This is a genomic window from Helicobacter sp. MIT 99-5507 (genome assembly GCF_003364295.1).
In the GTDB taxonomy this organism is placed as follows: domain Bacteria; phylum Campylobacterota; class Campylobacteria; order Campylobacterales; family Helicobacteraceae; genus NHYM01.
Genome location: NZ_NXLO01000004.1, coordinates 140,400 through 154,145, shown reverse-complemented (window position 1 = coordinate 154,145; position 13,746 = coordinate 140,400). Strand labels below are relative to the sequence as shown.

12 protein-coding genes are annotated in these 13,746 nt (G+C 28.7%); 7 read left to right on the top strand and 5 right to left on the bottom strand.

Annotation, left to right across the window (positions count from 1 at the left end; genetic code table 11):
* Window positions 1-8: 8 nt before the first annotated feature.
* The gene (gene waaF / locus CQA42_RS07560; RefSeq protein WP_258865600.1) at window positions 9-1,043 is read right to left on the bottom strand and encodes a lipopolysaccharide heptosyltransferase II; all 1,035 of its coding nucleotides are present in this window, start codon (window positions 1,041-1,043) and stop codon (window positions 9-11) included.
* Between the two features lie 109 nt (window positions 1,044-1,152).
* Here waaF and hisS point away from each other — a divergent pair, with 109 nt between their 5' ends.
* Genes hisS through CQA42_RS07545 form a run of 3 tightly spaced genes read left to right on the top strand, consistent with a single transcriptional unit; the run spans window position 1,153 to window position 3,685 of the window.
* Complete coding sequence (gene hisS / locus CQA42_RS07555; RefSeq protein WP_115584087.1) at window positions 1,153-2,478, top strand: histidine--tRNA ligase; 1,326 nt, start codon at window positions 1,153-1,155, stop codon at window positions 2,476-2,478.
* A complete protein-coding gene (locus CQA42_RS07550; protein WP_115584086.1) occupies window positions 2,475-2,822 on the top strand; it encodes a hypothetical protein in 348 nt (115 codons plus the stop codon). Before hisS ends, CQA42_RS07550 begins: the two co-directional genes overlap by 4 nt.
* The gene (locus CQA42_RS07545; protein ID WP_115584085.1) at window positions 2,819-3,685 is read left to right on the top strand and encodes a 1-aminocyclopropane-1-carboxylate deaminase/D-cysteine desulfhydrase; all 867 of its coding nucleotides are present in this window, start codon (window positions 2,819-2,821) and stop codon (window positions 3,683-3,685) included. The genes CQA42_RS07550 and CQA42_RS07545 overlap by 4 nt, the downstream gene beginning before the upstream one ends.
* Here CQA42_RS07545 and CQA42_RS07540 read toward each other — a convergent pair.
* Window positions 3,671-4,414 (bottom strand): hypothetical protein, encoded by a 744-nt coding sequence (locus CQA42_RS07540; protein WP_115584084.1) that lies wholly within the window; start codon window positions 4,412-4,414, stop codon window positions 3,671-3,673. The two genes, CQA42_RS07545 and CQA42_RS07540, sit on opposite strands and share 15 nt — an antisense overlap.
* A 104-nt stretch (window positions 4,415-4,518) precedes the next feature.
* On the opposite strand from CQA42_RS07540, the gene ppsA reads away from it, so the two are divergent.
* Window positions 4,519-6,945, top strand: coding sequence for a pyruvate, water dikinase (gene ppsA, locus CQA42_RS07535; RefSeq protein WP_115584083.1), 2,427 nt, complete (start codon window positions 4,519-4,521; stop codon window positions 6,943-6,945).
* A gap of 242 nt (window positions 6,946-7,187) precedes the next feature.
* Here ppsA and CQA42_RS07530 read toward each other — a convergent pair whose 3' ends face one another.
* Both CQA42_RS07530 and CQA42_RS07525 read right to left on the bottom strand, forming a co-directional pair.
* Window positions 7,188-7,940 carry an ATP-binding protein gene (locus CQA42_RS07530; RefSeq protein ID WP_115584082.1) on the bottom strand — a complete coding sequence of 251 codons (753 nt, stop codon included), beginning with the start codon at window positions 7,938-7,940 and terminating at the stop codon, window positions 7,188-7,190.
* Entirely contained in the window at window positions 7,940-9,280 is a 1,341-nt protein-coding gene (locus CQA42_RS07525) for an MFS transporter (protein ID WP_115584081.1), read from the bottom strand. Before CQA42_RS07525 ends, CQA42_RS07530 begins: the two co-directional genes overlap by 1 nt.
* 69 nt (window positions 9,281-9,349) lie before the next feature.
* Here CQA42_RS07525 and CQA42_RS07520 point away from each other — a divergent pair, with 69 nt between their 5' ends.
* From CQA42_RS07520 to CQA42_RS07510, 3 genes are read left to right on the top strand one after another with little or no spacing between them, the layout of a single operon-like run.
* Window positions 9,350-9,976 carry a non-canonical purine NTP pyrophosphatase gene (locus CQA42_RS07520; RefSeq protein WP_115584080.1) on the top strand — a complete coding sequence of 209 codons (627 nt, stop codon included), beginning with the start codon at window positions 9,350-9,352 and terminating at the stop codon, window positions 9,974-9,976.
* Window positions 9,976-10,854 carry an RNA pseudouridine synthase gene (locus tag CQA42_RS07515; protein WP_115584079.1) on the top strand — a complete coding sequence of 293 codons (879 nt, stop codon included), beginning with the start codon at window positions 9,976-9,978 and terminating at the stop codon, window positions 10,852-10,854. The genes CQA42_RS07520 and CQA42_RS07515 overlap by 1 nt, the downstream gene beginning before the upstream one ends.
* A 37-nt stretch (window positions 10,855-10,891) precedes the next feature.
* A complete protein-coding gene (locus CQA42_RS07510; RefSeq protein ID WP_115584078.1) occupies window positions 10,892-12,109 on the top strand; it encodes a glutamate-5-semialdehyde dehydrogenase in 1,218 nt (405 codons plus the stop codon).
* On the opposite strand, the gene CQA42_RS07505 is transcribed toward CQA42_RS07510, so the two are convergent.
* Window positions 12,110-13,741: an EAL domain-containing protein gene (locus CQA42_RS07505; protein ID WP_147289273.1), complete on the bottom strand. Its 1,632-nt coding sequence runs from the start codon at window positions 13,739-13,741 to the stop codon at window positions 12,110-12,112. It lies immediately after the preceding gene.
* Window positions 13,742-13,746 lie beyond the last annotated feature (5 nt).

Here is a 13,746-nt window from a genome sequence, read left to right as displayed (position 1 = left end):
AAAAACCTTTATCTTAGTAGTTTATTTGCATGCATAATAACCTCATCAGGTGTGATTAATTTCATGCAATTATGATGGCTAAGAGGACATTCTCTCTTTTTGCAAGGCGCACAAACTAGATGTTTATCTAGCAAAATTGTATTACTTGCATTATTGACCCATGGGCTAGTTTCTTTAGAATCTGTTGGACCAAATATTGCAATCATAGGCACACAAAAACTAGCAGCAATATGCATAGGACCGCTATCATTTGTGATAAATAAATCAAGTATAGAAATATAATCACAAAGTAGATTTATATCAGTTTTGCCAACTAAATTTATTAGATTCTTATTATTATCTTGTTTCTTTATAGAATCTAAAATCCTTTTTAATCCTATATCATCATCATTTCCAAATAATAATACAATGCAATCATTTTTTAAAAAATATAGCACCACTTCTACAAAATATTTTTCTTCCCATCTTTTTGCACTTCCATATGCTGCCCCTGCATTTATACCTATATATCTTTTTGCATAGTCTTTGTGAAAATATTTGATATTTTGTGAGATTAATTTTAGTTTGATAAATTCATCAATCTTGCTATTTGGATAGATTAATTCTCTATTGCAGATTCTGCTAATTAGATTAATATATGATAAAACTTGATGGATTCCATAAACAAACTTTATATTTTGATTTAATAAAAAGAAGCGAAAATTTTTACCATAGCCTATTCTTAGAGTGCTTTTTGTGGCATACAAAAATAATGCAGAAAAAAAGTGATTATTAAAAGCTATTGCAATATCATGCTTACCTACTTTTTTTGCAAATTCCATCGTGGAGTAGAATCTATTTTTTTGTTTTTTTGTCTCATCAATATAAATATTACTAATCCTAGAATCTCTACTATAAATTCCACAGCTTGCCTTACTTCCAACAATACTAAATGTAGCATTTGGAAAATACTCTTTTAATATCTCAAAGCTAGGTGACACCATCACACTATCACCAAGCCAATTTGGCAATCTAAGTAATATTTTTAATTCTTTTTTCTCCAAAAACACCCTTTAAGAGAATTTCAAAGGCTAATTTTAGCAAGTTTAGAATCTTTTAACACAAAGATAGATAGAATCGCCTGATATCAATTTATACAATCTAGGGTTAATTATGCAAAATTATGCACAAAATAAAATTATACCAAGAACACTTAGCGGATTTAAAGATAGATTACCAATGGAAGCTATGGCAAAATCAAAGCTACTATCAATTGTCAGTCATACTTTTGAGACATTTGGATTTGTGCCGATTGAAACTCCACATATAGAATATGCTGATATACTTGTAAAACAAGGCAGTGATGAGATTCAAAAAGAATTATATAGATTTAAAGATAATGGGCAAAGAGATGTAGCACTTAGATTTGATCAGACCGTGCCACTTGCAAGATTTATATCACAATATAGGGCAAAGATTGATTTGCCATTTAAAAGATATGCCATTGGTAATGTATTTCGTGGTGAAAGAGCACAAAAAGGAAGATATAGAGAATTTACACAATGTGATTTTGATTTTATTGGAAGCAATAGCGTTGCTTGTGATGCTGAAATCGTGCAAGTGATATATGCCTCAATGGTAGCTTTGCAAATCGATGAATTTACTATATGGCTAAATAATAGAAAGATTCTAAATGGAATCTGCAAATATTTTGGAATAAAAAGTGATAATGAAATATCAAATGTTTTAAGAATCATAGATAAGCTAGATAAAATAGGAGGAGATAAGGTAATAGCTGAACTATCAAAAATCACTTCAAAAGATAATGCCACAAAAATTATAGAAATCACTAGTATTAGACAACATGGCAATGCAAGTGAATTTTTTAGCAAAATAGCATATTTAAAAGAATGGAACGATGATTTAAAAACTGGTATTGAAGAATTAGAAAAGCTATATGAAATGCTATCAAATTTACAAATGGATAGAGATAGTTATAGGATTAATTTCTCTATTGCAAGGGGGCTTGGTTATTATACAGGTATAGTTTATGAGACTACCCTAAATGCACAAAAAAATCTAGGAAGTGTTTGTTCTGGTGGAAGATATGATAATTTGACAAGAAGTTTTTCTAGCGAAAAAATAAGCGGGGTTGGTGCGAGTATTGGGATTGATAGATTGCTTGCTGCAATGGATGGTAAAAACAATAAACAAACTTCTGCAAGAGTGCTTATAATCTGCCTAAATGATACGCATTTTAGCTATGCATATAAAATTGCAGAATCTTTTAGAAGAAGCAAGATAAAAACAGAGGTCTATCCAGAAATAAATAAAATCAAAAAACAATTTGCTTATGCAAATGCAAAAGGACATGAATTTGTCGTAGTAATTGGTGATGATGAGCTAAAAACAAATGGAATCACATTAAAAAATATGACTTCAGGAATGCAAATGAAAGAGCTAAGCCTACTAAAAGCAATAGAGTTATTAAAAGAATGAAATTCATATTAGAGAGAGATTTTAGCGATGGTATAGATACATTATGTAAAAAATGTGGTGAATTAAAAAGCAAATGTATTTGCAATAATACCAATAAAAAGATTCTTCCAAAAGATTTACATAAAATAAAATCAAAGCTAAAAAAAGTCCAAAATAATCTAATTAGCTCTTTTTATCCATTTTATATTGAAAATGAAAAAGAAGTATTAAGTTACCTAAAGAAAAAATTAGCTTGTGGTGGAAATATAGAATCTATTGATGATTATATAATAATCAATTTACAAGGTGATGTGCTAGATAGAGCAAAAATAGAATTACAAAAATTAGGTTTTAAGATAAATTGAACTTTGATACAAAAATAGAATCTCATATCTTTAGAGATATGACTTTTTTAATAAAAAGAGATGACTTAATAGATGAAAAAATCAACGGAAACAAAGCATATAAATTTTATTTTTTATTTGATACAAATTGTAATCACATAGTAAGCTATGGTGGAAATCAAAGTAATGCTATGCTCTCTCTTGCATATATCGCAAATAGAAAAAATATAAAATTTACATATTTTACACCACAATTATCAAACTATCTAAAAAATAATACAAATGGGAATTTAAAACTTGCCTTGCAACATGGCATGAATATCAAATATGCACAAAATCCAAATATAGAATCTCTAGATTTTGCAAAAGAAAACAATGCCCTCTTTGTGCCGCAAGGTGGAGCAATGAAAGAATCTCAAATTGGATTAGAAATTTTAGCAAAACATATCCTTGCATTAAAATTGGAAAACTTTTGTGTGTTTTACTCATCTGGTAGTGGAGTTTCAAGCTTGTTTTTATCTAAATTTTTAAAACAATATAATATTGATGTTTGGACTACAAATTGTGTTGGCACAAAAGAATATTTAATAGAGCAATTTTTACATCTTGAAAATGATAAAGATATGCACCCAAATATCATTTCTACAAATAAAAAAATTAGCTTTGCAAAGCCACATAGACAAATTCTAGAAATATATAAACAATGGTTAGAAGCTAATATCGAATTTGATTTATTATATGATTGTATTATGTGGCAAGCAATAGCTGATAATTTGCATTTATTTAAAAAATATAAAAATAGATTATTTATCCACTCTGGTGGATTAGGTGGAAATCAAACACAGCTAAAAAGATATGAATATAAAAAACTATATAATCCTTGAGTTGTGGCTTAATATCCTTACTTCATCTTTATTAAAATATCCAATTGTAAGACCAAATTTTTGTGCCAATCTTAACACAGCAAAATTTTCAATCTGTTTTGCAATAATAAATGTGATCTTTGCCCTAATTAGAATCTGTAATATTTCTGTATTTAATATGCAATCAAGCAAGATAATAGATTCTAACAAATTAGTATTATCACTCATGCCTAGAATCTTATAAATGTTTGTTTTTATATTTGTATCATTACAATCCATATATGCTAAAGATTCTAGTGATATTATCCTAGAGTAATACATCCTTTTATCATCTAAATTTGTATAAAAATCATTGCATATATTTAGCAAAATATCATTTTTTAGTTTATATCTAGTGTTATTAAATGGAATTACAATCTTATTAGATTCTAGCTTGGAATCTGATATTTCTATACTCTCACAAGTCCCAACTATTTCTTTTTGTTTTATTACATCTAGCACTTCATCCTTAGATAGCTTTGTTTTTACAAAAATATTATTATTTTCCATTGAGACAATCTCTATATCATCTCTATTAATATCTCTTAAACATCCATAGACAAGACAATCAAGATTATTTGCAATACATACAAATGTAATATTTACATAATTATTAATTATGATGTGAATTTCAGTATCATTAATAAATGTTTCAATAGCACTATTAATGCCATTTTTGCTTAATGTTTTAATATTAATGTGTTTAACCATATTACTCCATATACTTTTTTTGTAACTTTTATTTATTTTAAGTAAAAAATATTAAAGATTTGTTTTATAATGTTAGGATAATTTTTTAGGTTGGAGATTTGTGTATGAAATATATAAAGTTTTTCAAAGAGATAAATAACAAGGATGTTCATTTAGTTGGGGGGAAAAATGCTAGTATAGGTGAGATGTTTCAAGAGCTTATTCAAGTTGGTATAAAAGTGCCAAATGGATTTGCAATCACAAGTGAAGCATATTGGTATCTATTAGATAGTGGAAATATTAGACAAAAAATCAAAGATTTATTAGAAAATGTTGATACATCAGAAATAGATGTGCTAAAAGCTAGATCAAAAAAGATTCGGGAATTGATATTTACTACTCCTTTTCCACAAGATTTAAAAGATGAAATTTTAGAAGCCTATGAAATCCTAAGCAAAGAATATGGCATGAAAAATGCCGATGTAGCAATAAGAAGCTCTGCAACAGCAGAAGATCTCCCAGATGCTAGTTTTGCAGGACAACAAGATACTTACCTAAATATAAGCGAACCACAAAATTTAATACACTATGTAAAATCATGTATGGCATCTTTATTTACAGATAGAGCTGTTAGCTATCGTGCTAGTAGAAATTTTGATCATTTTAAAATTGCACTTAGTGTTGGTGTGCAAAAAATGGTAAGAAGCGATATTGGTAGCTCCGGAGTTATGTTTTCAATCGATACAGAAACGGGATTTAAAGATGCTGTATTTATCACCTCAAGTTGGGGCTTAGGTGAAAATGTAGTTGGTGGAACCGTAAATCCAGATGAATTTTATGTATTTAAACCAACATTAAAACAAGGAAAACGACCTATTATAAAAAGAGAAATGGGCAAAAAAGATATAAAAATGGTATATGCACCAATAGGTAGTGAAAGACCAACTAGAAATATACCAACAACAATAGAAGAACTAACAACATTCTCCATTACTGATGAAGATATACTAACCCTTGCAAGATATGCAATAATCATTGAAGAACACTATACAAAAGAAGCTGGCGAATATAGACCTATGGATATGGAATGGGCAAAAGATGGTAAAAGCGGGGATATATTTATAGTGCAAGCTAGACCAGAAACCGTGCAAAGTCAAAAGAAAAAAACAAACAATATAAATAAAATAGAAAAATTTAGCTTTAAAAAACCTGTTGATAAAAAACATACTTTGGTAAAAGGGATGGCAATTGGTGATAAAATCAGCCATGGTAAAATAAAAATTATCCAAGATATTGAACACATGGGAGAAATCAAAGAAGGCGATATTTTAGTTACTGATAATACAGACCCAGATTGGGAACCAGCGATGAAAAAAGCTGCTGCAGTAATTACAAATAGAGGTGGCAGAACTTGCCATGCTGCAATTGTCGCTAGAGAAATTGGTGTCCCTGCTATAGTTGGTGCAACTGGTGCGACAGAAAAGCTTGCAAATGGTATCAAAGCAACTGTATCTTGTGCAGAAGGCGAGCAAGGATTTGTATATAATGGAATCTTTGAATACAACACAGAAGTGGAAGATATTTCGGATTTGGGAAAAACAAAAACTAAAATCTATATGAATGTTGGTAATCCAGAAAAAGCATTTAGCTTTGCTCAATTACCAAATAATGGTGTAGGGCTTGCTAGAATGGAACTTATTACAATAAATAATATCAAAGCTCACCCAGTAGCACTAGTAGATATGCAAAATGGCAAAAAAGATGTGCAAGATTATGATGTGATAAAGAAAATTATATGCGGATATGATAGTCCAAAAGATTTCTTTACAAGCAAAATCGCCGAAGGTATTGGTATGATTGCATCAGCATTCTACCCAAATCCTGTAATTGTCCGCACAAGTGATTTTAAAACAAATGAATACAAAGGCATGATTGGTGGAGCTCCTTATGAGCCACATGAAGAAAATCCTATGCTTGGATATAGAGGTGCAAATAGATATTATTCTGATATTTATAGAACAGCATTTGAGTGGGAATGCCAGGGTTTAGCCAAAGTAAGAGATGAGATGGGATTAACAAACATGAAAGTTATGGTGCCATTTTTAAGAACTCCAGAAGAAGGCAAAAAAATCCTAGAAATAATGAGACGAAATGGACTTGAATCTGGCAAAGATGGGCTAGAAATCTATGTGATGTGTGAATTGCCTGTAAATGTAATACTAGCGGATGAATTTTTACAATTATTTGATGGATTCTCTATTGGTTCAAATGACTTAACACAGCTTACTTTAGGTGTGGATAGAGATAGCGAGCTTGTAAGCTCTATTTTTGATGAAAGAAATCCAGCTATGCTAGAAATGTTTAGAAGAGCTATTGCAGCATGTAAAAAACATAAAAAATATTGTGGAATATGCGGTCAAGCGCCAAGTGATTACCCAGAAATTGCAGAATTCTTAGTAAAAGAAGGAATAGATTCTATATCTCTTAATCCAGATTCTGTAATACCTACTTGGAGAGTTGTAGAACAGCTAGAAAAGAAACTAAATAGATAAAAAAATATCAAAACTCTAAAAAAGGGCTTTATGCCCTTAATCTAACTTTTTAAAATCTATTATAAGCCTCTAAAATTTAAAAGCTTTTTATTTTTGACATAAAATACAAAGAAAGTGTATCGCTTAATTTTATAACTTAGCTAGAAAAATTATTAATTTTATCCAAAAAGAAGGGATTTAAAAGAGTAGATTTTAGATTATTAACACCATTTTATATTGAAAAATATAGATTCTTTTAGAATCTATACATCCAAATATCGCTCATCACAAAATGAATTTATATGAATATTGCTCATTGCTTTTTTTAGTGAGATAAAAAACTCGCTATTAGATTCTTCTAAATCTTTTAGTAATTTTTTTGCATTTTCTCTTGCATAAGGCTTTTTATCATCACTTTGCCAATTTATCGGGCAGTTGCAATCAGGAGCAATATAAATATCATTACTTGCAATAAAATCTATAATCTGTCTCTCACGCACAAAAATCAAAGGGCGAATTACAATTAGATTATTTTGTGCTTTATAGATAGGTGGCATAGATCGAAGTGCTCCATTATAACTTAGATTCATTACAAAACTCTCTGCGGCATCATCTAGATGATGAGCAAGAGCTATTTTGTTGTATCCACCTTCTAATGCTTTAGAATACAGCGCTCCTCTTCGCATACGAGAACAAAAACTGCAATATGAGCTATTTGGACGCTTTTTTTCTTCTAATGCTTCATATATTTTTGTCCTATATAATTCATAAGGAATATTATATTTTTTACAATATTCAAATATATATTCATATTCCCCGCCCCTACCATAATCAATCGTAACTGCTTTAAAATCAAATTTAAATGGAGCATGAGATTTAAGGCGAGATAAAATCAAAGCAAGCAACATAGAATCTTTACCGCCACTTAAGCCTAACAATACTCTATCACCTTCTTTTATTAGCCCGTATTTAGCATTTGTTCTACCAAATGTATTTAGAATCTTTTTGCTAATCATTATAAAAATTTCCTTATTTCATTACTTAGTTTTTCTTTGCTTACTATTTTATTATTATATTTGATGATAAGAAGTTTTTGGCTTTTATTTATATAGCTCTCAATCACTCCATTTAAAGAATTTATAGAATCTAGATTTGTTATATCTTTATCTAACGAAATATATAGATTTTCTTGCAAACTTGGATTTATGAGCCTTAGCAATATCACAAACCAAACAATCATAAATATAAATACAAAAATAGCAATATATACAAAATCGATATGATTAAATAATTTTCCACCAATAATTCCACCAAAAAACGAACCTAAATATCCAAAAGTAGTAAAGATTCCAAGAGAGAGACTTTTTTCTTGCATTTTTGGATATTTTGAAGCAAGATTCTGCAAAATAGGCTCTTGAATACAAAATGCACCAAAAAATAAAATAACACCAATTGAATAAATCATTAGATTCTGTTTTGCATCGCCCATACCCATAAAAACAAATGCTAAACAAAATAGAATAATTCCAAAAAGCAAAACAATCTTTGGTTTTTTATATTTTTCTGATATTATCATGCTTGGAATAATCATAAATAGCCCAATTATTGCAGATAGAGCAAATACAATCCAAATATTTTTTTCATTCATTCCTAAATGATGCACTAAAACAACAGGAATAATCGTAAATGCAAAAGTCATCAAAAATTTTTGTATCAATACACTAAGATTTAAAATCATGATATTTTTATTTTTTATAATATTTTTATATTTTGAGACACCTTTAGTAGATAAATATTCAAGATGTGGAGCTTTTGGCACAAGTGTATATAATAAAATGATAGAAAAAAAAGACAATATTGCAGTAAGGATAAAAAGCTTATCTACACCATATTTCATACCTGCACTAGGACCAACAATCATAGCTAATATAAAACTAATAAATATAGCAATACCCATAAATGCCATAGCACTACCACGTTTTTCTTCAAGCACTAAATCTGTGATCTTTGCACTCACTACACTTCCAATAGCACCAGCTCCTTGAATAATTCTACCTATAATTATCATTTCTATACTTGTGGCATACGCACAAATAAGAGAGCCTATGATAAATATAACAAGTCCAAAAGCAATAACATTTCGTTTTGAATATCTATCACCTAAGATTCCAAAAGGAATTTGAAATACAATCTGACTTATTGCATATGCACTTATTGCAAATCCAACCAATGCCATATCATCTTTGTGATCGATATTTAAACTTATTGCATACAATGATAAAACCGGCATAACAACAAATAAGCCAAAAAATCTAAGTCCTGCAATCAAGCTTAGAGAACCTATAACTTTAAACATATTTTCACCATTCTTTATATAAACTTTAAAATTTCAAATTCTACAAAAATATATCTAAAGAGAGATTGAGTGAAAATTATCTTATTTAGCAAAAATAAGCATAAAGCAAGAGAAATACAAAATATATTAGATTTGGAAGTTAATATATTTAGCGATTTTGTAGAATCTTTTGATGTGATAGAAAATGCTACCACTTTCAAAGGAAATGCAATACTAAAAGTAAAGGCATTGCAAGAAAGATTGCCAAAAGAGATATTAAAAGATTATATTTTAATGAGTGAAGATAGCGGAATCTGCATAGAAGAATTAGATTATAAACCTGGAATCTATTCTAGTAGATATGCAAATATAAATGACTTTAATAATAAAGAAAATATCAATAATGCAAAAGATGCAAGTGATATTGATAATATAAACAAAGTGATAAAAGAGCTAAATAATAAAAATATAACATCTTCAAATGCATACTTTATATCTTGCGTAGCAGTTATAAAAAATAAGCAGATTCTTACAACTCATGGGTTTCTTAGTGGTAAAGTGATAAATAAGATTCTAGGAAATAGGGGCTTTGGTTATGATCCTATTTTCATACCAAATGGATTTGAAAAGAGCCTAGGAGAGCTAGATAGCGATATAAAAGATTCTATCTCGCATAGATTTAGAGCACTAAATTTAATGAAAATATTAATAAGATAATGCCTTTTATCGAGCAAGAATTTCATATAAAAAATAAAATAAAGATTATAAAATTTTTGCAAGATACACTAAACTATACACAAAAACAAGCCCAAAAATGCGTAGATAAAGGTAGAATAAAAATACAAGATAAGCCATTTTTTGATAAAAGTGCCTTTGTGTATGGAGATATAAAAATTAGTATTTTCAAAGAGCAAGATATTGGAATAAAACCGATTTTTAGCACAAAAGATTTTGCAATTTTTGATAAACCAGAAAAGATTTTAATCCACCCAAAAGGGAGATTCTATCATCATAGCTTACTAGATAGCATTAGATTCCATCTAGGCAAGGAAGCAAATCCTATAAATAGATTGGATAGTGAGACTAGCGGAATCTTGCTTGTATCAAGAAATAAAAATAGCGAAATTGAATTAAAACAAATGTTTGAAGAAAAATGTATAAAAAAGGAATATCTAGCTTTTGTATTTGGAAAAATAAGTGATTGCATTATCAATCTAAAGATTAAAGAACAAGATAAAAATAAAGATTTAGGCATTAAATCAATTATTTCAAATGATGGCAAAGAATCTATTACAAAAATAAAACTTATTGCGTATCATAAAGACAAAAATATATCTTTTATAAAAGCCCTGCCAATAACAGGACGAACACATCAAATAAGACTGCATTTAAGCCATATTGGACACAGAATCTTAGGAGAATGCCTATATGGAGTAAGCGATTGTTATGCTAGGGATTATTTGGATTCTAAGCTAAATGATGATGACAGGATAAAGCTATTTGGGGCAAAGCGACTTATGTTGCATTCACAAAAACTAGATTTTGTATATAAAAATGTGCGATATATTTTAAGTTCAAAAATGGACTTTAATTAAGTATAATTTTTTTAATCTAAACTTTGGAATAATATTTATGAAAAATATATTAGAAAATGCAAGAAATGCAAAACAAATCGTAGCTAATTTACCTGATATTTTGCGAAATGAAATATTAAATGCAATGGCAGATAATATTATAAAAATGAAACATAAAATCCTAGAAGCAAACAAATTAGATATCCAAAATGCGGCAAATCTATCAAATTCTATGATTGAGCGATTAAAATTAGATTCTAAGAAAATTGATGATATAGCAGATTCTATTAGAGTGATTGCAAAATTAAAAAGTCCTCTTGGAAAAGTTATTGATGGTTTTGAAAATTATGCGGGTTTAAAGATAAGAAAAATTAGCGTGCCTATTGGTGTGATTGCAGTCATCTATGAATCGCGTCCAAATGTAACAAGCGATGTAGGAGCATTGTGCTTTAAAAGTGGAAATGTATGTATTCTAAAAGGCGGTAAAGAAGCACTAGAATCAAATAAAACAATCTTAGAAGCACTTCATGACACACTTATACAATATAATCTACCAACATCAATTATTGGTTTTATAGATTCTAGGGATTCTATAGAATTGCTACTAAAAGAAGATAAATACATAGATTTAGTGATACCACGAGGTGGAGAAGGACTTATTTCTTTTGTATCTCTTCATTCAAAAATACCTGTTATCAAACACGATAAAGGTGTATGTGCTATGTATATTGATAAAACTTGTAATCAAAAAAAAGCAATAGAAATTGCAATTAATGCAAAGACTTCAAAACCTTCTGCTTGTAATAGTATAGAAACGATATTAATCCATAAAGATTCTGATATGTTGTATGATTTGATTACTAGTTTAAAAAATAATAATATCACGATAAAAGCACAAGATTGTATTGCAAATAAATTTAATTTAGCACATTTAAATGATAATGACTTTTATGAAGAATATGGCGATAATACACTAAATTTAAAAATAGTAGATAATATAGATGAAGCAATAAAGCATATAAAAACTTATGGCTCATTTCACTCTGATTGCATTATAACAGATGATTATGCTATGGCAGAAAAGTTTTTAGATGAAGTAGATTCTGCTTGTGTATATGTAAATGCAAGCACAAGGTTTAGCGATGGTGGTGAATTTGGATTTGGTGCTGAAGTGGGAATCTCAACTTCAAAAATACACGCAAGAGGTCCAATGGGAATTGATAGCCTCACTACTTATAAATATCAAATATATGGAGATGGACAGATTCGAAAATAGCTATATATTTTGCAATGGCTTTCCTGTATAATAGCCTTGCACATAATCAATGCCGATGTCTTTTACCACATTATATACTTCTTTGGAGCTTACAAATTCGGCTATTGTGTATATATTTAATAATTTTGCAAATCTTGCAATAGTCTCAACAATGATTTTTGCATTTTGATCTTTATCTATATTTTTTATTAATGAGCCATCAATTTTTAGATAATTTATTTGCAACTGCATTAAAATTGAAAAATTAGAATATCCACTTCCAAAATCATCAAGAGCGATTTTGACACCTAATTCTTTTACATTTGCAATAAAATTACTAACACTATCAAAATCCTTTATACTCTCTTGTTCTGTAATCTCAACTACCACTCTTCCTTCTAAATTATAACGAACAATTCTATCCATAAACCACATAGAAAATTCAGGAGATGACATATCTTCCAAAGATAGATTCACAGAAAATATCAAATCATCTCTTGTAGAAAGAAATGCAAAAGATTTTTCTATCATCAATTTTGATAATTTTAAATATGCATTAGATCTCTTTGCAATCTCTAAAAATAATGAAGGTGGCACTATATGATTATCTTTATCTTTAATACGCATTAATGCTTCATATTTATGCTTTTTTTCTTGCTGTATTAGAGAATCTTGAACAGCTTCTATTCTTTGATAAAATGGAATAACATCTTGATTTTTTAGTGCGTGATAGATGATTTCTGTGTATTGAATATTGTTTTTAAGCACGCTTAGCGTTGGTAGATTTTTATTATATATTACTATTGGATTTTTATATTCTTTTGCATGATGAAGTGCCATAAGTGCATTTACCATGCTATATTTTGCACTATCATAAGAAAATGCTATACCTATTGTTGCAGTTAAATTTATACAAGTATAACCATCAACTAATATTTCTTTTCTACCTAAATATTCTAAAAAATCATCAAGCTTTTTTACAAAAATACTTCTATCTGTATAATTCACCCAAAGAATTGCAAAATCATCGCCTGCTATCCTATATAATAAATAATTTTCACTCTTAAAATAATTTTTTAATATCGATGCAATAGAATCCAAAATCTTATCTGCAAGTTCAAGTCCATAAAAGCTATTGATTTCTTTAAAATTACTTATATTCATAACTGCTATTACATGATTTTGATATTTCATCAAATCATCTCTTAATGTCATATAAGTGCGAAGTCCAGTAAGTGGATCATGGTTTATTCTATAATTCAAATCATATATTTTTTGTGCAATATTATTATGAAAATACCTTGATATTTCTACTACTTCTTCAGGAGAGGTTATTATACTTTGAGACCAGGAAGTAAAGCTATCTTGATTTGATTTATAAAAACTCTGCATATCTTGATAAAAATTATTTAATGCATTTATTGTATTATCTCTTATAAATCTATTTGATAAATACATCACAGCAAAAACTATTAATATGTTAATTAAAACAACAAATCCTGTATAAACTTCAGAAAATAAGACTAAATTATGCCTACCTACAAGTGTAACAAATAATACACCAAATACAACACAACCTATATTTATAAGCAATGCTATAAGTATTGGAATAAATAAAAAAATCTTAAAATAAACACCTATGCTATACACCACCTACT